The 20,418-nt window shown below is 68.4% G+C and carries 21 protein-coding genes; 9 read left to right on the top strand and 12 right to left on the bottom strand.

Annotation, left to right across the window (positions count from 1 at the left end):
- Positions 1–659: 659 nt before the first annotated feature.
- The 8 genes from HGB39_RS02370 to mrf form a co-directional block, all read right to left on the bottom strand.
- Positions 660–1,220: a MogA/MoaB family molybdenum cofactor biosynthesis protein gene (locus tag HGB39_RS02370; protein ID WP_005567398.1), complete on the bottom strand. Its 561-nt coding sequence runs from the start codon at positions 1,218–1,220 to the stop codon at positions 660–662.
- Positions 1,220–2,704: a S1C family serine protease gene (locus tag HGB39_RS02365; RefSeq protein WP_081315295.1), complete on the bottom strand. Its 1,485-nt coding sequence runs from the start codon at positions 2,702–2,704 to the stop codon at positions 1,220–1,222. The genes HGB39_RS02370 and HGB39_RS02365 overlap by 1 nt, the downstream gene beginning before the upstream one ends.
- A 122-nt stretch (positions 2,705–2,826) precedes the next feature.
- On the bottom strand, positions 2,827–4,305 hold the full coding sequence (locus tag HGB39_RS02360) for a sensor histidine kinase (RefSeq protein ID WP_005570561.1): 1,479 nt from the start codon (positions 4,303–4,305) through the stop codon (positions 2,827–2,829).
- A complete protein-coding gene (locus HGB39_RS02355; protein ID WP_005238656.1) occupies positions 4,305–4,991 on the bottom strand; it encodes a response regulator transcription factor in 687 nt (228 codons plus the stop codon). The genes HGB39_RS02360 and HGB39_RS02355 overlap by 1 nt, the downstream gene beginning before the upstream one ends.
- A 68-nt stretch (positions 4,992–5,059) precedes the next feature.
- Positions 5,060–5,668 (bottom strand): trimeric intracellular cation channel family protein, encoded by a 609-nt coding sequence (locus HGB39_RS02350; RefSeq protein ID WP_005570563.1) that lies wholly within the window; start codon positions 5,666–5,668, stop codon positions 5,060–5,062.
- A gap of 24 nt (positions 5,669–5,692) precedes the next feature.
- Positions 5,693–5,866, bottom strand: a complete 174-nt coding sequence (gene rpmF / locus HGB39_RS02345) for a 50S ribosomal protein L32 (RefSeq protein ID WP_005259908.1) — start codon at positions 5,864–5,866, stop codon at positions 5,693–5,695.
- Positions 5,867–5,930: 64 nt separating this feature from the next.
- Positions 5,931–6,185, bottom strand: a complete 255-nt coding sequence (locus HGB39_RS02340; RefSeq protein WP_005570565.1) for a type B 50S ribosomal protein L31 — start codon at positions 6,183–6,185, stop codon at positions 5,931–5,933.
- Positions 6,182–7,447 carry a ribosome hibernation factor-recruiting GTPase MRF gene (gene mrf, locus HGB39_RS02335; RefSeq protein ID WP_064080343.1) on the bottom strand — a complete coding sequence of 422 codons (1,266 nt, stop codon included), beginning with the start codon at positions 7,445–7,447 and terminating at the stop codon, positions 6,182–6,184. Before mrf ends, HGB39_RS02340 begins: the two co-directional genes overlap by 4 nt.
- Before the next feature lie 87 nt (positions 7,448–7,534).
- Between mrf and rpmB the strand changes: the two genes are divergently transcribed.
- Genes rpmB through rpsR form a run of 4 tightly spaced genes read left to right on the top strand, consistent with a single transcriptional unit; the run spans position 7,535 to position 8,520 of the window.
- Positions 7,535–7,771 (top strand): 50S ribosomal protein L28, encoded by a 237-nt coding sequence (rpmB, locus tag HGB39_RS02330; RefSeq protein ID WP_005563644.1) that lies wholly within the window; start codon positions 7,535–7,537, stop codon positions 7,769–7,771.
- Positions 7,771–7,938: a 50S ribosomal protein L33 gene (gene rpmG, locus HGB39_RS02325; RefSeq protein WP_005238642.1), complete on the top strand. Its 168-nt coding sequence runs from the start codon at positions 7,771–7,773 to the stop codon at positions 7,936–7,938. Before rpmB ends, rpmG begins: the two co-directional genes overlap by 1 nt.
- A gap of 12 nt (positions 7,939–7,950) precedes the next feature.
- On the top strand, positions 7,951–8,256 hold the full coding sequence (gene rpsN, locus HGB39_RS02320; RefSeq protein WP_005259913.1) for a 30S ribosomal protein S14: 306 nt from the start codon (positions 7,951–7,953) through the stop codon (positions 8,254–8,256).
- Positions 8,257–8,265: 9 nt separating this feature from the next.
- On the top strand, positions 8,266–8,520 hold the full coding sequence (rpsR, locus tag HGB39_RS02315) for a 30S ribosomal protein S18 (protein WP_005238639.1): 255 nt from the start codon (positions 8,266–8,268) through the stop codon (positions 8,518–8,520).
- A gap of 62 nt (positions 8,521–8,582) precedes the next feature.
- On the opposite strand, the gene HGB39_RS02310 is transcribed toward rpsR, so the two are convergent.
- The 3 genes from HGB39_RS02310 to HGB39_RS02300 all read right to left on the bottom strand — a co-directional run bounded on the left by HGB39_RS02310 (position 8,583) and on the right by HGB39_RS02300 (position 10,766).
- The gene (locus tag HGB39_RS02310; protein WP_005563642.1) at positions 8,583–9,176 is read right to left on the bottom strand and encodes a DUF305 domain-containing protein; all 594 of its coding nucleotides are present in this window, start codon (positions 9,174–9,176) and stop codon (positions 8,583–8,585) included.
- 70 nt (positions 9,177–9,246) lie between these two features.
- The gene (locus HGB39_RS02305) at positions 9,247–9,633 is read right to left on the bottom strand and encodes a DUF6153 family protein (protein WP_240482839.1); all 387 of its coding nucleotides are present in this window, start codon (positions 9,631–9,633) and stop codon (positions 9,247–9,249) included.
- An 80-nt stretch (positions 9,634–9,713) separates the two neighbouring features.
- Positions 9,714–10,766 carry a serine hydrolase domain-containing protein gene (locus HGB39_RS02300; RefSeq protein ID WP_005563638.1) on the bottom strand — a complete coding sequence of 351 codons (1,053 nt, stop codon included), beginning with the start codon at positions 10,764–10,766 and terminating at the stop codon, positions 9,714–9,716.
- 141 nt (positions 10,767–10,907) lie between these two features.
- Here HGB39_RS02300 and HGB39_RS02295 point away from each other — a divergent pair, with 141 nt between their 5' ends.
- From HGB39_RS02295 to HGB39_RS02280, 4 genes are all read left to right on the top strand, one after another.
- The gene (locus HGB39_RS02295; protein ID WP_005238627.1) at positions 10,908–11,837 is read left to right on the top strand and encodes an AEC family transporter; all 930 of its coding nucleotides are present in this window, start codon (positions 10,908–10,910) and stop codon (positions 11,835–11,837) included.
- Positions 11,838–11,851: 14 nt separating this feature from the next.
- Complete coding sequence (locus tag HGB39_RS02290; RefSeq protein WP_005563637.1) at positions 11,852–12,316, top strand: hypothetical protein; 465 nt, start codon at positions 11,852–11,854, stop codon at positions 12,314–12,316.
- Positions 12,317–12,567: 251 nt separating this feature from the next.
- Complete coding sequence (locus HGB39_RS02285; protein ID WP_005563636.1) at positions 12,568–15,750, top strand: NAD-glutamate dehydrogenase domain-containing protein; 3,183 nt, start codon at positions 12,568–12,570, stop codon at positions 15,748–15,750.
- A gap of 172 nt (positions 15,751–15,922) precedes the next feature.
- Positions 15,923–17,326 (top strand): flavin monoamine oxidase family protein, encoded by a 1,404-nt coding sequence (locus HGB39_RS02280; protein ID WP_120661294.1) that lies wholly within the window; start codon positions 15,923–15,925, stop codon positions 17,324–17,326.
- Between the two features lie 24 nt (positions 17,327–17,350).
- On the opposite strand, the gene HGB39_RS02275 is transcribed toward HGB39_RS02280, so the two are convergent.
- Positions 17,351–18,877, bottom strand: coding sequence for a PucR family transcriptional regulator (locus HGB39_RS02275; RefSeq protein WP_005259923.1), 1,527 nt, complete (start codon positions 18,875–18,877; stop codon positions 17,351–17,353).
- A gap of 287 nt (positions 18,878–19,164) precedes the next feature.
- On the opposite strand from HGB39_RS02275, the gene HGB39_RS02270 reads away from it, so the two are divergent.
- Positions 19,165–20,403, top strand: coding sequence for an MFS transporter (locus HGB39_RS02270; RefSeq protein WP_005563634.1), 1,239 nt, complete (start codon positions 19,165–19,167; stop codon positions 20,401–20,403).
- The last annotated feature ends 15 nt before the right edge of the window (positions 20,404–20,418 follow it).

Here is a 20,418-nt window from a genome sequence, read left to right as displayed (position 1 = left end):
CTGAAGACGAAATCACTGACGAAGCGTCAGAGTTCCGACTGGGCAACGGCACATCGACCCTGCCCTCCATCTCCAGTACTGACTCGCCGAGGACAGTAACCGGCAGGTGGTTGCCTAAGCAATTAATTCCATCGGAAACAGAATCGTGATGTATGCCACACCCGAAAACGTGTCCAATGTGTGGGATTTGCGCGAGAATTCCGACCACTCGCCACCCTTCTGACCAGCAGCTTCACTGGCTGTTCACGTTAAGTTCGGTAACGTTTACATTCGGTTCACAAGCTCGAAGGATGTCTGTTCTGACCGAAATGTGATGCCTGAAAGAACACTGAAGGCGGCCCCGCGCCCGGGGAAATTCCGCCCGGGCGGAAGCACAAATACTCACGCTGATCGCAGAGCGGGACCGCAGATCACGATTCGCTTAAGGTGAGGCTTTCGAAGGTAACTACCCGTGATGTGGGGGGCGCTGACGGCGCAGCCATTCGTCGCCGGCAGCGGCGGCGGGCCCTTCCCCAGGTTCGCGTTCGTCCGCGGTGGTGTCGGGGAAGACGTCCCCGAAGATGCGTTCGAGCCGGGCCCTGTCGATCGGGGCCCGGCTCGGAACTGCCTGCTCGTCGGTCTCGCTTGGCGAGTCCGGCTCGTCGGAACGAGAAATCGTCTCAGCCTTCCAGACCGGACAATTCGGAAATCACGTGCGCCGCGAGCGGCGTCAGGGTGGCCATGCCGTCCCGGACCGCGGCGCGGGAGGAGGCGAGGTTTACCACGAGTGTGCTGCCGGACACTCCGGCGAGCCCGCGGGAGAGGCCCGCGTCCAGCGAACCGGCGGCGAGACCCGAAGACCGGAGGGCCTCCGAGATTCCCGGAATCTCGCGGTCGAGGACCTCGGCCGTGACGTCGGGGGCGACGTCGCGCGGCGACACGCCGGTGCCGCCGACCGAGACGACGAGGTCGACGCCGCCGATGACGGCGGTGTTGAGCGCGTTGCGGATCTCCACCTCGTCGGCCGCCACCGCCACGATGGCGTCGACGATGAAGCCGGCCTCGTTCAGCAGTTCTGTCACCAGAGGCCCGATGGAGTCCTTGCCGTCACCGTGAGCGGTGCGGTCGTCGACGATTACCACCAGCGCGCGGCCGGCCAGCGAGGCTTCGATGTCCATGGTCCCTACCGTAGTGGCCCCGTTCAGAACGGACTCGACCTGCCCGAGAATCCCCGTGTTCATCAGCGGCCACCCTGTTCGGCGGTTCCGAGCGTGACGTCGACGGTCTTGGAATTGGATCCGTTCCCGTCGGTGTAGGTGATGGACACATTGTCTCCCGGTGCGTGTGAGCGGATGGCGGCGATGAGCGCGTCGCCACTGGTGATGACGCGGTCGTCGACCTTGGTGATCACCGACCCCTTCGGAATTCCCGCCTTCTCCGCCGGGCTGCCCGACGTGACCTCGACGACGGTGGCACCGTTGGCGGCGTCCTGCGACGGGACCTGGATCCCGATGACGGCCTGGGTGGCCTTGCCGGTCTTGACCAGCTCGTCCGCGATGCGCCGAGCCTGGTCGACCGGGATCGCGAAGCCGAGCCCGATGGATCCGCTCTGCTCGCCCGCACCCGAACCGCCGATACTCGCGATGGCGGTGTTGATGCCGACCAGCTGGCCGTCCATGTTGACGAGGGCGCCGCCCGAGTTGCCCGGGTTGATCGCCGCGTCCGTCTGGAGGGCGTCGATGACGGTGTTCTGGTTGCCGGACTCACCACTGGTGGACACCGGGCGATTGAGCGCCGAGATGATGCCCTCGGTGACGGTCCCGGCCAGGCCGAGGGGCGACCCGATCGCAACGACCTGTTGCCCGACCTGGACGTTGCCGGACGTTCCCAGCTCGATCGGAGTGAGATCGGTCTTGCCGTCCACCTTGATGACCGCGAGATCGGACACCGGGTCGGCGCCGACCAGCTTGGCGTCCGCCGTGCTGCCGTCCGAGAAAGCGACGGTCAGCTTGCCGCCCTTCGCGGCCGCGCCTGCCACGTGATTGTTGGTGAGGATCATGCCGTCGGACGAGATGACGATGCCGGATCCTTCTCCACCGGAACCGCCTGCCGTCGCCACCTCGATCTGGACGACGCTCGGGACCACCTTGTTCGCGACCGCCTGCACCGAACCTGCCGGTGCGTTCGCGGCCGGGGTCGCGGTGTTGTTCTTGGGGGCGTCGAGGGAGTTGGTCACCGCGGCGCCGCTGCCGTTCCGTTCGGTTGCCAGGGAGCCCACGACGCCACCGATACCGCCGCTCACGAGAGCGAGCGCCACAGCGCCCACCACGATGGCGGTGCGGGCGGGACGCTTGGTCGCGGTCGCCGTCGATCCCTCCCCGGCCTGTCCGGGGCCCTGAAGGCCGGGGAACGGGCCCTGAGGCGCCCCGTGCTGCCCGGCCGCGTGCTGGGCACCCGGGTGTCCCGGAGCGCCGTGCTGAGGCTGCCCGAACTGCTGTGTGGGCTGGTGCGGCACACCGTACGGGTTGCCCTGGGGGTACCCGGCGCCGTAGGCCTGCTGACCCATCGGACCGCCCGTGGGGTGCTGCGGTGCGGCCGGAAACTGCTCGGTCGGGTGGTGACCCGGCGCCGCCTGCGGGTGGGCAGGCTGATCGGGGCGCACGCCCTGGTCACCACCCGCATTGTCGCGGCTGTTGCCGTCGTGACTGTTTCGATCTTCGGTCATCGCATCACTTCCATCTCCCGCGACCGCCCGCAGGGGCAGTCGCACCGTCTCTGTCTACGAGAGTGCCCGGTGGGACTGAGAAGGTCCTGAGACCGGCCTTTGAGTAAGCCGAGACCCTGAGACTATTCCGCTCCGGGCTCACCCGGAAGGACGATCCGGATGAGCGCACCGCCCCGTTCGGAGACGTCGACGGCGATCGTGCCGCCGTGCTTGACCACCACCTGCCTGACGATCGCCAGACCCAGCCCGGAGCCGGGCATCGAGCGCGACGCCGTCGACCGGTAGAAGCGGTCGAACACGAGCTCCCGATCCTCCTCCGGAATGCCCGGGCCCGCGTCGTCGACCGTCAGCTCGAGAAGTCCGTCGCCTGCCGGCTTCATCGCCACACGCACCTGCTCACCGGTGGGACTCCACTTGGCCGCGTTGTCGAGCACGTTGAGCACCGCCCGCGACAGTCCCGCGTGGTCGCCGTAGACGAACCAGGGAACGGTGACGGCGGTGAAGTCGATCTCGTTGCGCCGGCGGCGTGCCCGCTCGAGACTGCGATCCACCACTTCGCTGAGATCGACTCTCTCGAAAACGGTCTCCGGTGCGTCCTCGCGGGCGAGATCGACGAGGTCGCCCACCAGCTGCGAGAGTTCCTCGATCTGCGCCACCACGTCGGTGCGCAGTTCGGCCATGTCCTCGTCCGGAATGTGCGGTGCGCCAGGACGACTCGACGCGATCAGCAACTCCATGTTGGTGCGCAACGACGTGAGCGGCGTCCGCAGTTCGTGTCCGGCGTCGGCGACGAGCCGGCTCTGCCGCTCCCGCGATTCCGCGAGCGCCCTCAGCATCGTGTTGAAACTCTCGGTGAGCCGGGCGAGTTCGTCGTTGCCCGTCACCGGCATGGGCGTCAGGTCGTCGGTCCGAGCCACCCGTTCCGTGGCGGCAGTGAGCCGGGCGATCGGACGCAGACCGGTGCGCCCCACCGTCGTTCCGGCGGCGGCCGCGAGGACCACTCCGCACCCGCCGACGATGAACAGCACCCAGGCGAGCCGGTCGAGCACGGCGCCCGTCGGCGCCAGGCGCTGCGCGATCACCAGGGTGCTGCCGTCCTGGGTGCGCTCGGCCAGCACCCGCTGATTGTCCGCCGTACGCAACGACGTGTCGCGCTCGCCGCGGGCCACGGACAGTTCGGGTTCACCGATGGGGACACTCGACCCCGGCGGAGTGTACGTGTCGAGGTCCGGGAAGATCAGCGCCACACTGATGTCCGTCGTGTACAGCGTCGCGCCCGCGATGTAGCGCGGATCGAACGTCACGAGATTGCTGTCGATGAGCGCCGACGCGCGGGTGCGCAACTGGTTGTCGACATCCGCGTACAGCGCCCGCGAGACCACGGCGTACGCCGCGATCGCCATGACGGCAACCGCGATGGCCACCACGGACGCGGCGAGCAACGTCACCCGCCACCGCAACGACACCGACCGCGTCAACGGCATCGGAGGTCGCATCTCGGGCGGTAACGGGATCGGGCCAGTGGGGTGCCGGGAAACGTGGTGCGAGTTGTGCTTCGCCGACCCCGACTTGTCGGCGGTCTTGTGGAACGGAACTGCCATCACGGAGGAGTCTCCCGCAGCACGTAGCCGACTCCGCGGACGGTGTGCAGCAGGCGGGTCTCGCCGTCCGCCTCCGTCTTGCGGCGCAGATACCCGACGTAGACCTCCAGCGCGTTGCCGGACGTCGGGAAGTCGTAACCCCACACCTCCTCGAGGATGCGGCCGCGGGTCAGCACCCGGCGCGGGTTGGCCATCAGCATCTCGAGGAGCGAGAACTCGGTGCGGGTGAGGCTGATGGACCGCTCGCCACGCGTCACCTCGCGGGTGACCGGGTCGAGCGTGAGGTCCTCGAACGTCATCTTCTCCGAGTCGATGCCCGGCTCCGGCGCAGCGCGGCGCAGCAGTGCGCGCAGCCGGGCCAGCAACTCCTCCAGGGCGAAGGGTTTCGGCAGGTAGTCGTCGGCTCCGGCGTCCAGTCCCGACACCCGCTCCGACACGGAGTCGCGCGCAGTGAGGACGAGAATCGGCAGGTCGTCGCCGGTACTCCGCAGCCGTCGGCACACCTCGAGACCGTCCAGGCGCGGCATCATCACATCGAGCACGAGCGCGTCGGGGCGCGCGTTCGCCACCTTCTCGAGAGCATCGATACCGTCGACGGCCAGTTCCACCGAGTACCCGTTGAAGCTGAGGGACCGCCGTAAGGACTCCCTCACGGCGCGATCGTCGTCGACCACCAAAATGCGCATACCCGACAGTTTGGCCCGATCAACTGAGATATGTCTGAGAAGGGATCATCGACATGCCCTGGCGGCGATCACTCGAGGACCCGCGGACCCGGCAGACCCCAGTTCCGCCACAGCGCCAGCACCCGGAGCGCCGACGCGAACACGGTTCCCACCACCAGCGCCACGTCGGTGCCCAAACCCCACTCGCTCACCACGACCACCAGCGCCGAACCGAGCAGCGCCGGAACCGCGTAGAAGTCCCGCTGCAGCAGCAACGGGACCTCGTTCACCAGCACGTCGCGCAGGATCCCGCCGCCGATCGCCGCCGTCCCGCCGATCAGACACGACGCGAGTGGACTCGCCCCGTGGTCGAGCGCGATCACGGCGCCCGTGCTCGCGAACAGGCCCATGCCCAGAGCGTCGAGCACCAGGATCTCCCGGCGGAGTCGCCCGACAGTCGAGTGCAGGAAGAACACCAGCAACGACATGCCGAACGACGTGCCGAGGTTCGGCCAGCTACCCAGCGACGTCGGCGGTTGGATGCCCAGCAGGACGTCGCGGACGATGCCGCCACCGAGAGCGGTGAAGACACCGACCACGCACACACCGAAGATGTCGAGGCGCTTCGTCACCCCCACCAGGGCGCCCGACGCCGCGAACACCGCGATGCCCACCAGTTCCAGGATGTACAGCAACACCCGCCAAGGTTCGCACGGGGAGCGTCACTTCCCGGCCGGGTCCACCAATCCCAGCTTCACGGCCTTCACCAGCCGGCGCGGCACGCGATGCGTCGCGCCGCCCACTGTCACCTCGACGAGGTCGGGTGCCTGGGCCTTCCACTGCGATCTGCGGCTGCGCGTATTGGACCGCGACATTCTGCGTTTCGGTACTGCCATGGTGTGTCTCCTCCTTCGTCGTCGACCCGTGAGTACTTATTAACCGCCCGCGGTTAATAAGTACTCACGGGCGCTTGCGCACTCCGTAGCGGCGTTCGAACTTCTCGACGCGGCCCGCGGTGTCCATCACGCGCTGCGCGCCGGTCCAGAACGGGTGCGACTCGCTGGTCACATCCACGACCACCAGCGGATAGGTGTTGCCGTCCGCCCAGAGGGCGGTGCGGTCGCTGGTCACCGTCGACCGCGTGAGAAACGTGGTTCCGGTGCTCGCGTCCTGGAACACCACGGGGTGGTAGTCGGGGTGGATGTTCGCCTTCATTCGTGTCCCTCTCTCGATTCGGGTTCTGCGTAGGGTGATTCACTGCTCTCGCAGGGGTCTTCGTGGAACTGCCCGAACGGGTCGGGCCACGACTGCCAGGCGGCTTCGTCCGCGAGTTCGTCGTCGGTGACGAGCGCCCACTGCAGCGTGCGGTCGATCTCGGTGGGGTCGGCCGCATGCACCAGCACCACCATCGACGTGTGCCGGTCGCCGAAGCGCTCGTCCCAGCACAGCGCGGCCATCGCGCGGCGCGCGACCCCGACCTGTTCCTGTTCCTCCGGGGTCATCGCGGCCAGCCAGCGGTCGGCACTGGCCACCCGCAGTCCCCCACCGGCCGACTCGAGCCACAGTGCCTCGTCCGGCTGCGTCGCAACCCAGACGCGGCCGCGAGACGTGACGACCCCGTCGAGGAGGACGTCGACGGCCTCGTGCAGTCGTTCCGGATGGAACGGCCGGGTGGCGGTGAACTCGACGAGCATGACGCCGCAGTCGTGGGACAGCGGCGGCTGCCCGCGCAGCAGCGGTGAGTGGGCGTGGGACGGCTCACCGCGCCGAGCGCCAGCCGGGATGTCGCGGAGCAGGCGTTCGACGTCGGGCGCGTCCCCGTCCCAGATGATCGGCGCGCCGGGTGCCAGCCGGGCCAGGACGGCGTGGAGCCGGGCCTGCTGCCAGCCGTCGCCGGCACTGCCCGACACCACCAGGGCGTCGGCGAAGTCCACCTGCCCGACCGCTACCTGCGCGACGGTGCGGTCGTCGTCGAGTGCTTCGTCGCCGGTGGCGTCGGCCAGCCACGCTCCCGCGTCGACACAGGTGACGACGCCGTCGACGCGCACGTCCCGCGATGCCGGGCCGTCGATCTGGCCCACCACACCGGACACCGCCACGTGCTCGACCGCCCAGCACACCGCCTCGGGTTCGAGCCGGCGGTCGAGGTGCAGCACGATCCGCTGCACCGAACTGCGGGTGTGCAGGCGGCGGAGCAGCGGAAGAAGGTCCTCGCGCAGCGTGCAGGAGATGCAGCCGTGCGCCAGTTCGAGGATGCCGAGGCGCTCGCGCGGCGCCCCCGACTCCAGCGTGGTGACGGTGCGGCGCACGACGCCCTCGTGCACGAGGTCGAGGTCGTGATGCACGACGACGGTGCCGTCGCGGAGCAGCGACCGCGCCGTGTCCTCGGTGGGGCCGTTCCAGCCGGAAACCAGGATCAGCGGCGTCCGGCCGTCGAGTATCTCACTCACGAGCACCCTTTCGATAACGATTGTCATTACGTGGACGGAACGCTACATTGGAATCTCGCCATTGTCGAAAATGATTGTCATAACCTCTTGCGAGGGGTACAGGGAGGAACGCCCATGTCGGCCCACTGCCAGGTGACCGGACGCCAGCCAGGATTCGGCAAGTCCGTGTCGCACTCCCACAAGCGCACCAACCGGCGCTGGGATCCGAACATCCAGAAGAAGACGTATCTCCTGCCCAGTGAGGACAGGCGGGTGACCCTCACGCTCTCCACCAAGGGCATCAAGACCATCGACCGCGACGGTATCGAGGCCGTCGTCGCCCGGATCCGCGCCCGTGGGGAGAAGATCTGATGGCCGCCCGCAACGAGATCCGCCCGATCGTGAAGCTGAAGTCGACGGCAGGTACCGGATACACGTACGTGACACGCAAGAACCGCCGCAACGACCCCGATCGTCTGGTGATGAAGAAGTACGACCCGGTCGTGCGGAAGCACGTCGATTTCCGAGAAGAGAAGTAGAAGACACCGCACATGGCCAAGAAGTCGAAGATCGCGAAGAACGAGCAGCGCAAGATCGTCGTGGCACGCTGGGCGGAGCGCCGCGCGGAGCTGAAGGAGACCATCCGCCGTCCGTCGAGCAGCGAAGACGAGCGCGCGGAGGCCCGGGCGGCACTGCAGCGTCTACCCCGCGACGCGAGTCCGGTACGATTGCGCAATCGAGACGCTGCGGATGGACGTCCGCGCGGCCACCTGAGGAAGTTCGGGCTCTCTCGCGTGCGTGTTCGCGAGATGGCGCACCGCGGGGAGCTGCCAGGCGTCCACAAGTCGAGCTGGTAAAGGAAGCAGATGGCAGTCAAGAGAGCACCGTCGAAGAAGCCGCGTCCCGTCGAGGGCCGCAAGCCCAAGAAGAACCCGTTGTTCGCGGCCAAGATCGAGTACGTCGATTACAAGGACATCAACCTCCTCCGCACGTTCATCTCGGACCGCGGCAAGATCCGTAGCCGCCGCGTCACGGGCCTGACCCCGCAGCAGCAGCGTCAGGTTGCCGTCGCCGTCAAGAACGCTCGCGAGATGGCTCTGCTGCCCTTCACGAGCCGGTAACTCACGTAGGCACCGAAAAGGCCGCGTAATCCTCGGATTACGCGGCCTTTTCGTCATTCCGGTCAGCCGAGCGCGGCCTGCATGTCGGCGATCTCCTTCTGCTGGGCGGTCACGATGTCGGTGGCCATCTGCCTGGCCTCCGGGTTCTCACCGTCGGCCAGTTCGGTGTTCGCCATGTCGATCGCGCCCTCGTGGTGCTCGATCATCATGGTCAGCCATTGCCGGTCGAACTCCGTGCCCGACAGTGCCGTCAGGGCGTCCATCTGATCGGCCGACATCATGCCGGCACCGTGGTTCATGCCATGCATGCCGGACATGTCGGGCGTCGGAACCGGTTGCCCCCACTGCTGGAACCAGGTGGTCATCCGGTCCATCTCGGGTTGCTGCGCCGCCTTGATCGCGGCAGAGAGAGCGACCACGTCGGCGTTGTCGGTGTGGCCGGCGACCATGTCGGCCATCTGCACCGCCTGCGCGTGATGCGGGTACATCCCTTCCAGGAACACGACATCGGCGTCGTTGAACTGCGCCTGCGATTCGACCGCGGACGTCGAGGCGCCGGACGTCGACGAGGTGCCTGCCGAGTCGGTGCCGCAGCCGGTCAGGACGAGAGCCGCGCCTGCCGCGGCGGCGATCAGGGCAGTGATGGTGGTACGCATGAGGAACTCCTCGAGATCGATTCGGGAAATGACAGTCGGATCCGCCGGGGCACACGCCCCGGGCTCCCTGTCACACCCGCAGAATCGAGAGTTCCGCCAACGACAGCACCGTCCACGGTGGTGGTCCGCGCCCCGACCGCACACGGTCGGCGCTCACCCGCGACCGTCGCGCGGCGGGATCCACGGAATGCCACCACAGCAACATCACCGACGTCAGCGCGGCGATCACCACGATCACACCGGCACACTGATGTCCGGTGACATGGGGTTGCTCGCAGCCGTCCCCGCAACCGTGGGGGTCTTCGGAGTGGGACGCGGTGACCGAGGGCTGCTCGTGTGCCGCGGCGATCGCGGTCGGCGCGATCAGGCTGTGCATGAGGAGCACCCCGGCGGCGACGGCGATCAGCAGCGCGGCACGCGCCACGACTGTGCGCCTCCGCCCGGTTGCCGTCTCCACACGACCACTGTAACCGGACATACCCAACGGGGGTACCTGGACACGTGAGTGACAATGTGTGCCCCGGGACGCGAAAACACTCACATGGGAGTGTGGGCGAGGATCTCCAGACCCTGCTGCTCGAGTCCGCCGATGGTGTCGGTGAGGATGACGAGTCCGCGGTCGTTCTCCCGGTCGAGCACGACCGTGCACTGGAAACCACCGGTCGCGCCGCCGTGCAGCGTGTAGTCGCGACCTTCGAACGGGACGATCGACCACGTCAGCGCGCGGTAGTTGTCGCCGATCCACAGGGGGTCCATGGCCGCGGCGCCGGGGACCGTCCCGTCGAGGAGCGCCCGGACGTACGTCGACATGTCGTTCGCGGTGGACCGCAACCCGCCGGCCGGGGCGTAGGCGTCCAGCGGCCACGGGTCCTGCGACCGGTGCAGGACGTCGAATCCGCGGGTGACGTTCGGCGGCAGGTCGGCGGCGGTGAGCGGCATCCACGACTGCGACAGTCCGAGGGGGACGAGCATGCGCTCGCGGAGCAGCGACGGGTAGTCCGTGTGCGCTGCCGCGGCCAGCGCCTGGCCGAGCAGCGCGAAGCCGACGGTCGAGTACGAGTACGTGCCGCGGGTCGTGAGGGGCGCCGACTGCAGTTGCTGCAGCAGGGTGTCCCGGTCGTACGTGAACGGGTTGGACGCGACCACCCAGTGCCCGACGGCCACCACGGTGTCGGTGCTCATCGGGAACTGCGCCAGCCCGGACGTGTGGGACGCCAGCTCGAGTAGCGTCACGTCGCCGACCGGTGCGCCCCGCAACGGCAGCACATCTCCGACCTTCGTGTCCTCGCGCACCTCACCCCGGGCGACGGCGTCGACGAACAGTTCCGCGGTGAACGTCTTGGTGACGGAACCGATCTCGAAGTCGGTACCCTCGGTGGCCCCGAAATTCGCGAACCGGGTACCGGACGCGTCGATGTACGCGACGCTCGCGTTCTCGCGGTAGCTGCGCCCGAGGACCTGCCCGGCGAGCGCGATCAGTTGCGGATCGCCACTCGACGGCGGGGCCAGCGCCGACGCCACGGGAGCGGCACCCCAGGCAAGGGTCCACGCGCAGAACAGCGCACAGAGGACGGTCGTTCGACGCAGCATTGCGACTCCTCGCGCGCGACTGAACGCGCGCACAGACGATCTCCCCGACCGGACGCTATTGTCACCCACCCGAACGCCGAGCACTAGACTTCGGAAGGTTTGCCGACAGGAGGCTTACCTGTCGAGGAGGTGCCCCGCAACGTGTCGGGAGTGGTTGCGGGATTCACCGTCATATTCGTCATCATCGCCATCGGCTACCTGCTCGGCCGTCGCGGGACGCTGGGAGCGGAGGGCGAAACCGTCCTGGGCAGGCTGGTGTTCTTCGTCGCCACACCGGCGCTGCTGTTCGATTCGCTCGCATCGTCCGACCTCTCCGTGATCTTCTCGCCCACTCTGGCCGTCGCGGCTGTCACGGCATTGACGGTCGGCGCACTGTACATGGTCGTCGCGAGAGTGTGGCTACGCAGGTCCCTTCCGGAACTGACGATCGGCGCACTGTCGGCGTCGTACGTGAACTCCGCGAATCTCGGCATTCCCATCGCGGTGTTCGTGCTGGGGGACGCGTCGTTCGTGGCGCCGCTACTGCTGTTCCAGATCATCGCGTACTCCCCCATCGCCCTCACCATCCTGGACGTCACCACGCTCCGGCGCGGCGCGTCGCGGCTCGACACGATCACCGCGCCGTTCAAGAACCCGATCGTCGTGGCGGGTGCCGCGGGACTGCTGATCGCACTCCTCGGCTGGACACCCCCGGAAGCCCTCATGCAGCCGTTCCGGCTCATGGGTGGCGCGTCGGTGCCCGGTGCGCTGCTCGCGTTCGGCATCTCGCTGTACGGGGTGCGGGTGCTCGAGAAGGGGACGAGCCCGCGACGCGACGTCGCGCTGGCGTCGGTGCTCAAGATCGTGGTGCAACCGGTGCTGGCCTACCTGATGGCGCGCTATCTGCTCGGGCTCGACGGCCACGAACTGTTCGCCATCGTGGTGGTGGCGACGCTGCCCACGGCCCAGAACGTCTTCGTCTACGCCAGCCGGTACGGGGTGGGAACGGTGCTGGCGCGAGACACGGCTTTCGTCACCACGTTGGCTGCGATTCCGGGGATTGCGCTGGTCTCCGGCCTGCTCGCGGGATGAGGTTACCGTGGCATATGCGCGTAATCGCCCTCGCAGTGCTGGCCTGCCTCGCCCTCGCCGGATGCGGGTCCGGTTCGAGCATCGACGAACCGACGATTCCCCCGGAGATCGCGTCCGCAGTGGATCCCAGCCCGACCAATCCGTCGTCGGGTATGCCGATTCCCTCCGAAGTGCCCGGCGACGAGTTCGGCACCGTCTTCGAGTCGCGCCCTGACATCGTCCGGGCGAATCCGACGCCGTTCGAGTCGTGGTCCCGCGCGGACGGCAACAAGGTGGCGATCCACTTCGTCACCGGAACCCCGGAGTGCTACGGCGCCGACGCGACCGTCACCGAGACCGACACCACCGTCACGATCTCGCTGCGCACCGGCACCCTCCCGGAGGCCGCCGACAAGATGTGCATTCTCGTCGCCGTGTTCGGCACCCTCGAAGTCCCCTTGCAGGCACCGCTCGGCGATCGCCGGGTCATCAACGGATGACCTGGTGAAGCACTGGTTCCTCAACGTCTGCGTTGCCACTGCTCTCCCCCAGGCCGTCTGTCACACTGTCCGCGTTCTCGTCTGGCCGTGAGTACTTGTTAACCGCCCGCGGTTAACAAATACTCACGGCTCCGAAACGTCGCGTCCGTCGCCGCACGACGCTCCACTTCGTCGGATGTGGCGTGCGTCTCTTCTCGACACACTGGTTCCCAAGTCACGCGTTTGCCAGATCAGGGGTCAGGAGCCACACGATGAGCTATACCGGTGTCATTCCGAGCACGACCGACACACCCCGTCCACGCCAGGACGAGGCCGCCGTGTCGAGCGCGGTCCTGGCGTCCGGAGGGACCACTCCGCGGCTGCGATTCGTCGACACCGCGGATGCACTGCCCGAGCCGGCCGCCGTCATGGTCTGGCCGCAGGGCACCCCGTTGCTCGCCGAGCTGGTCGCACTGTTCGCGGACCTCGGGTTGCGGGTCGCGTCCCACGAACAGCTGCCCGCGGGCGAGCCCGGCAGCCCGCTGGTCCACCGGTTCGACTTCAGCACCGGCGACTTCGCCTGGGACGCCGAAACTCCGGGCCTGCTGTCCGACGCGTTCGAGGCCGCGGCCACCGGACATCTGGAGGTCGACGGATTCACCCGCCTCGTCGCCGCGGCGAACCTGACGTGGACGGACGCCGTCCTGGTCCGGGCGGCTTGCCGCTACCTCCGTCAGGTGGGGCTGGGACTGTCGGAACCCAACATCGTGGCGATCCTGTTGCGGCACAGTGATTTCGTGCGCGGATTCCGCGACCTGTTCACCGCCCGTTTCGATCCCGCCGTCACCGGCCCCGACCGGGACAGCGCCGTCGCGGACGCGGAGCGCGTGCTGCTCGACGCGATCGACCGCACCGCGACGCTGGACGAGGACCGTCTGCTCCGCGGCCTGCTGTCGTTCACGTCGGCGGTGCTGCGCACCAACTGGTTCCAGCACGACCGCACGATCAGCGCCGCCCCCGCCGCGTTCAAGATCGACCCGTCGCTGCTGTCGCTGTCCGCGGCCGTGACCCCGTACCGCGAGATTTTCGTGCACTCGCCGATCGTCGAGGGCAGCCACGTCCGCAGCGGTCCGGTCTCGCGCGGCGGCCTGCGGTGGTCGGACCGCAAGGACGATTTCCGCACCGAGGTTCTGGGTCTGATGAAGACACAGCACGTGAAGAACTCGCTGATCGTTCCGATGGGCGCGAAGGGCGCGTTCGTGGTGCGCACCGAGACGACGCCCGACGCGGTCCGCGCGGCATACACGAGTTTCATCGACGGACTGCTCGACGTCACCGACGACATCGTCGACGGCGAGGTGGTCCACCCCCGCGACACGGTGATCTACGACGACGCCGACCCCTATCTGGTGGTGGCCGCCGACAAGGGCACGGCCCGATTCTCCGACCTGGCCAACAGCATCGCGACGCGTCGCGGCTTCTGGCTAGGCGACGCGTTCGCGTCCGGCGGCTCCGCCGGCTACGACCACAAGGCGATGGGCATCACGGCGCGCGGCGGATGGGTCTCCGTCCGCAGGCATTTCGCCGAGATGGGCAAGAACGTCGACACCGACGCGTTCACGGTGGTCGGCATCGGCGACATGTCCGGCGACGTGTTCGGCAACGGGATGCTGCTCAGCCGCGCCATCCGGTTGGTCGGCGCGTTCGACCACCGGCACATCTTCCTCGATCCCGAACCGGATTCCGAGGCGTCCTACCGGGAGCGCGAGCGCCTCGCGTCCGTGCCCGGCAGCAGCTGGGACGACTACGACCGGAGCCTCGTGTCGGCGGGCGGCGGCGTGTGGCCGCGGACGGCGAAGAAGATCCCGCTGTCGCCGCAGGTGCGTGAACGCCTCGGCGTCACCGCCACCGAACTCCCGCCCCACGAGGTGGTGAAGGCGCTGCTGACCGCGGACGTGGATCTGCTGTGGAACGGCGGAATCGGAACGTACGTCAAGGCTTCCGCCGAGGGGCACGCCGACGCCGCCGACCCGGCCAACGACGCCGTCCGGGTGGAGGCGAGCGATGTGCGCGCCGCGGTGATCGGTGAGGGCGGCAACCTCGGCCTCACGCAGCGCGCCCGCATCGAGTACGCGCTGAACGGCGGCCGGATCAATGCCGACTTCATCGACAACGCCACCGGGGTCGCCACGTCGGATCGGGAAGTGAACCTGAAGGTCGCGCTGGACGCGGCCGTGGCGGCCGGCGAACTCCCCGCCGAGGAACGGAACACGCTGCTCGCCCGCGTCCAGGACGAGATCGGCGAATCGGTGCTCGCCGACGCCGCCTCCCAGACCCTCGCCATCAGCCTCGCCGAGGTCCACGCACCGTTCCTGCTCGGACGCCACGAGAGGCTGATCGAGAACCTCGAGCGGGACGCCGGGATCAGCCGGGCCGCGGAGGTCCTGCCGTCGGCGGCGGAACTGTCGGCGCGGCACCGCGCGGGCCAGGGACTGGTCCGGCCGGAGATCGCGGTTCTGCTCGCACAGTCGAAGAACCTCGTCGTCACCGAACTGCTCGCCTCCCCCGTGCTCGACGATGCCGTGTTCGACGGTGTTCTCGCCGACTACTTCCCGGCATCCATCCGCGAACGCGTCCCCCAGCAGATCAGCGGTCACCGGCTCGCCCGGGAGATCGTGGCCGTCATCGTGGCCGGCGACATGATCGACCGTGTCGGCCCCGGCCTGATCCACCGCCTCGAGGAGCGGCTCGGCGTCGGCACCCCCGAGATCACCGTCGCGTACGCGGTGGTGCGGCAGGTGTTCGACATCGACCGCCTGTGGAACGAGGTCCTCACCCTGCCCGGCGCATCCCACCGGACCCGGCTGAACCTGCACTTCGGCATCCAGGACCTGATCGAGCGCACCACGTCGTGGCTGCTGCGGCATCGCACCGCCGGCACGGATGCGCAGGCGCTGATCGAGCGCTTCGCGAAGCCGGTCCAGGAACTCGCCGCCGCACTGCCGCGCCTCACCGGTGTGCCCGCCCAGGACCTGGGCACGCTGCGGATCCTGGCGCAGGGCTTCGCCCTGGAGACCACCGCGCAGTCGCTCGATCTGCCGATCACCCAGGTCGCCGAGACGTACCGCGAATTCGGCCGGGTGGTGGGCCTCGACTGGCTGTCGGAACGGTTCTCCGTCGGCGAGACCGGGACCGCCTACTGGGAGGCCATGGCGGGAGCCGTCCTCGTCGACAACCTGCAGGAGCACTGGCACGGCCTGATCGGACTGGTGTTGCGCGACGCCTCGCCCGCGACGTCCGCCGCCGACGCCGTCGCCGCCTGGCTGACCGAACACACCACCGCCGCGGACCGCCTGGCACAGATGCTCGGCGAGCTGCGGAGCCACGACCGCGTGGACAACTCGAGCATCTGCGTCATCGATGCCGAACTGTCACTCGCGCTCACCCGCTGTTAGGGCGTGTCTCCCAATCTCTCTCGGATGCACCTGGCGAAACAATCGTCGTCCGGCAAGGCGGAGGAGAAGCCGATACCGCTGTTGTATCGGCGCCGACGACAACGCAGCAGGGCGGCGATTGGGCGCCAGGAGCGCCGAAACGGGGATTGGGAGACATGCCCTACCGAACCACATTTCACGAACCCGTCAGCACTTCAACCAAAGGAGCTCGAAAGTGCCTACTCTCCAACGTGATGTCGCCATCGTCGGCGCCGGCCCGTCCGGCCTGGCCGCAGCCACCGCGCTGCGCAAGGCGGGGCTGTCCGTCGCGGTCCTGGAGGCGCGCGACCGCGTGGGTGGCCGGACCTGGACCGACACCATCGACGGCGCGATGCTGGAGATCGGCGGCCAGTGGGTCTCCCCCGACCAGACGACGCTCATCTCCCTGCTCGACGAACTCGGACTCGAGACGTTCGACCGGTACCGCGAGGGTGAGTCCGTCTACATCTCCGCCGCCGGCGAACGCACCCGCTACACCGGCGAATCCTTCCCCGTCGACGAGACGACCCGTAAGGAGATGGACCGGCTGATCCAGATCCTCGATGACCTCGCCGCGCAGGTCGGCGCCGAGGAGCCCTGGGCGCACCCGCTGGCCCGCGAACTGGACACGATCTCGTTCAAGCACTGGCTGATCGAGCAGTCCGACGACGCCGAGGCCCGCGACAACATCGGCCTGTTCATCGCAGGCGGCATGCTGACCAAGCCCGCACACTCGTTCTCCGCGCTGCAGGCCGTGCTCATGGCCGCGTCCGCCGGATCGTTCTCGCACCTGGTGGACGAGGACTTCATCCTCGACAAGCGCGTCATCGGCGGCATGCAGCAGGTGTCGATCCGGATGGCGGCCGCCCTCGGCGACGACGTCTTCCTGAACGCGCCGGTGCGCACCGTCCAGTGGAGCGAGGACGGTGCAGTCGTGCTGGCGGACGGGGACATTCGCGTGGAGGCGTCCCGCGTCGTGCTCGCCGTCCCGCCGAACCTGTACTCCCGCATCTCCTACGACCCGCCGCTGCCGCGCCGCCAGCACCAGATGCACCAGCACCAGTCGCTGGGACTCGTCATCAAGGTGCACGCCGTGTACGAGACCCCGTTCTGGCGTGAAGACGGTCTCGCCGGCACCGGATTCGGCGCGTCCGAGGTCGTCCAGGAGGTGTACGACAACACCAACTACGAGGACAGCCGGGGAACCCTCGTCGCGTTCGTGTCGGACGAGAAGGCCGACGCCATGTTCGAACTGAGTGAAGAGGAGCGTCGGGCCACCATCCTCGGTTCGCTCGCCCGCTACCTCGGACCGAAGGCTGCCGAGCCGGTCGTCTACTACGAGTCCGACTGGGGCTCCGAGGAATGGACCCGGGGCGCGTACGCCGCGAGCTTCGACCTCGGCGGCCTGCACCGGTACGGCAAGGACACGCGGACGCCGGTCGGACCGTTCCACTTCTCCTGCTCGGACATCGCCGCCGAGGGCTACCAGCACGTGGACGGCGCCGTGCGGATGGGTCAGCGCACCGCCGCGGACATCGTCGCCCGCCTCGGGAAGTAATCCCGTCCGATCATCGCCCGGCAGTCACGACTGCCGGGCGATGATCGCGAGCAGCAGTTCGGCGCGCACCCGCGCCACGTCCAGCCTGCAGTCGATCAACGACTCGATCCGCGCCATGCGGCTGCGCAGGGTGTGCCGGTGCACGCCCATCGCCGCGGCCGCCGACTCCCAGTGCCCGTTCGCCTCGAGGAACGCCCGCAGCGATCCCAGCAGTTCCGTTCCGTTGGTGCGGTCGTAGTCGTCGATCGGCGCGATCATCGTGTCCGCCAGGGAGTTCAGCACCTCCCGCGTCGAGCTGAAGGCGAGCAGCGCGCTACCGGTCAGCGCCGCGAACTCCAACGGCTCGGCCCCGGCCTCGGCGGCCGACGCGGCGAGCTGGGACTGTTCGATGGCCGCCACCAGACCGGCGACCTCCCGCTTCCCGCTCAGCCCCGCACGGATCGCCTTCCGCGCCGGCCCGGACAGTCCGCGTAGCATCGCCCGCGCGAAGTCCACGTCGTCGGTGCCCCGCAGCAGAACGGTGACCCGCGTGTCGTGACGGCGCGAGAAGAGTTGCCGCCCGGCCTTGTTCATGGCGACCGCGACCGCCGACTCCACCCGTTCCGCGAGTGCCGGTGTCTCGGCCACGACCGTGAGTCCACGGACCATCCCGTCCGCGTCTGCGGCGTGCCGGATCTGCGACCAGGCGGGCGCGAGATCGCGGTCCTCGGTGAGCAGCAGGCCGAGGGCGTGCGAGTTGAGCCGGTTCTGTGCGGTCCGGAGCCGCACCGGCTTCTCGAAATCCAGCGCGAGCAACGAGTTCGCGTGACCGAGCAGAATCTGGTCGACGTGGCTGAGCGCGGTGGGGCTGATCACGGCGAGGTGCCCGTGCGGTGTGCTGCCGACGCTGATCTGCTGCACGGTGATCGACGCGCCCGACCGTGCCAGCGACACGCTGCTCGATGCCCCGCCGGTGCCCGCCTCCAGCACTTCCCGCAGTTCCCCGATCACATCCTCCGCCGGCTGCGCCGGATGGGACTCCAGCACCCGGCCGGACAGGTCGAGGAGCAGGACGGTGGCCGACGTTGCGACGGCCAGCTCGCGCACGGTGGCGCCGGTGCCGCCCTGGATGACGGCGCGGGTCATCCGCGGTTGGGCCCGGGACGCGCGCAGCACCGCCTCGTACTCCTGCTCCGCGAGTCGGTTCATGACCCGCTTGACCACGGCCGCGAAGGGTGTCGGCAACGGCACCTCGAGCAGCGGCAGCCCGATCTCGTCGGCGACGGCCACGAGGTCCTCGGGGACCTCCGGATGCGAGAGACCGGTGCCGAACCCGACCGCCGCCACCCCGGCTTCACCGAGGCCGCGCAGGTATCGGGCCCGGTCGGCGGCGGTCAGCGGAAGCCGGATGCCGGTGGTGAGGAGTAATTCTCCGCCGGAGAGCCACCGGAAGGGGTCCTGCAGTTCGGTGGTGTGGGCGAATGTGATCTCGTTGCCGAGACCGGCGGCGCCACCCTTCAGCTCGAGAGCCAGGTCCGGCTGGGACAACATCCAGCGAACGGGAACGGTCATGTCGGCTCCTGCGCATTGCGGTCGGGTCCGTGCCACCCTGACCGGTCGGGATCGGGATAGCGCTGGACAAATTGGCCAGCGGAGCACGGACGACTACTCCATTGTGTCAGACGTCGACCCTCGGGCAACGCCGAAACCCAACATTAACGAATTGAGTTCGTTTGACCCCTTGCGTACGGGACGCGCCCTCCGCATACTTAACGAATCCCATTCGCTAAGTGACCCACGTCTCACGCGGGCGCCACCCGAGACACGGAGTTGTCGTTGACCCACCCCAGGAATCCCACGTGACCACCGCCGTCCGCGTCCCACTGACACTCGGCCGAGGTATCGCCACGTTCAGCGTCTTCGTCGTCGGCTACATCACGGCCAATCTGATCCCGCTCATGATCATCGCGATGGTGGACGATCTCGGCATCACCCAGACCGTCGCCGGCGCCGTCCTCACCGGCTCCCTGCTGGCCACCGCACTCGTCTGCCTCGCAACGACCCGGTGGGCGGCGGGGCGCTCGCGCCACCTGCTCGGCCGCGTCAGCCTCGTCGTGATGGCCGCGGGATTCGCCGTCGCCGCCACCGTCCACTCGGCCCCGATCGCGTGCGTCGCGATCATCGTCGGCGGGATCGGTGCCGGTGGCGCGGTCGCGGTCGGCGGGGCGGCTCTGGCCGCGCTGAACAATCCGAACCGGGTGTCCGGGATCAACGGGCTCGTCAACCGCACCGCGGTCACCGGAATACTGGCACTGATCCCGATCCTCGGCCTGCACATGACCAATGCCTTCGGGATCGTCGCGGTACTGGCGCTGGCGACGGTCTTCACGATCAGCTGGTTGCCGTCCGCCCCCGCCGTCGAGGACGACTCGGCGAGCACCGCGCACACACCAACCCCGTTGCCCGAGGGCGTCACCGAGAGGAAACTGGCCGTTGCCGGCTTCACCCTGCTCGTGCTCTTCGCGATCTGGGCGATCGGCGAGGACTCGTTGTGGGCGGTGTCCGGCATCATGGGCGCCGAACACGCCGCCCTGACGGAACAGCAGATGGGTCTGGCCCTCAGCCTCTCCACCGCGGGCGGCATCGGCGCCGCCCTCGTCCTGACCGCGCTCGGGTCACGCCTCGGACGCACCGTCCCCACCGCCGTCCTCCTCGTGCTCGGCGCGGCCCTCAAACTGGGCTCGTGCCTGGCCACCGATTCGACGACGTATCTGGTGCTCATCATCGCCTGGAACACGGTGTACGCCGCGGCCTTCATCTACGTGGTGGCCATCGCGGCCGCGCTGGACCCATCCGGCCGCTGGTCCGCCCCGCTCCTCGGGACGTATCTGGTGGGGTCCGCATTCGCCCCGCTCTTCGGCACCCTCGTGACCGGCGCAGTCGGCTACGTCGCGTTCGGCTTCGTCCTGGCGGGCATCAGCCTCGTCCTGCTCGTCCCGATCGTGTCGATCGCCCGCCTGTCGACGCGCACCGAGCGGGCCTCCGCGTCACCCGGACAGGACCCCACTGCCCGGTACACCACTTCGGTCGTCGTCTGACGGAAAGAGAGAACA

The organism is Rhodococcus opacus (assembly GCF_012396235.1).
GTDB lineage: Bacteria > Actinomycetota > Actinomycetes > Mycobacteriales > Mycobacteriaceae > Rhodococcus_F > Rhodococcus_F opacus.
Note: the sequence above shows the minus strand (reverse complement) of the source record. Positions and strands in the feature narration are given on the sequence as shown.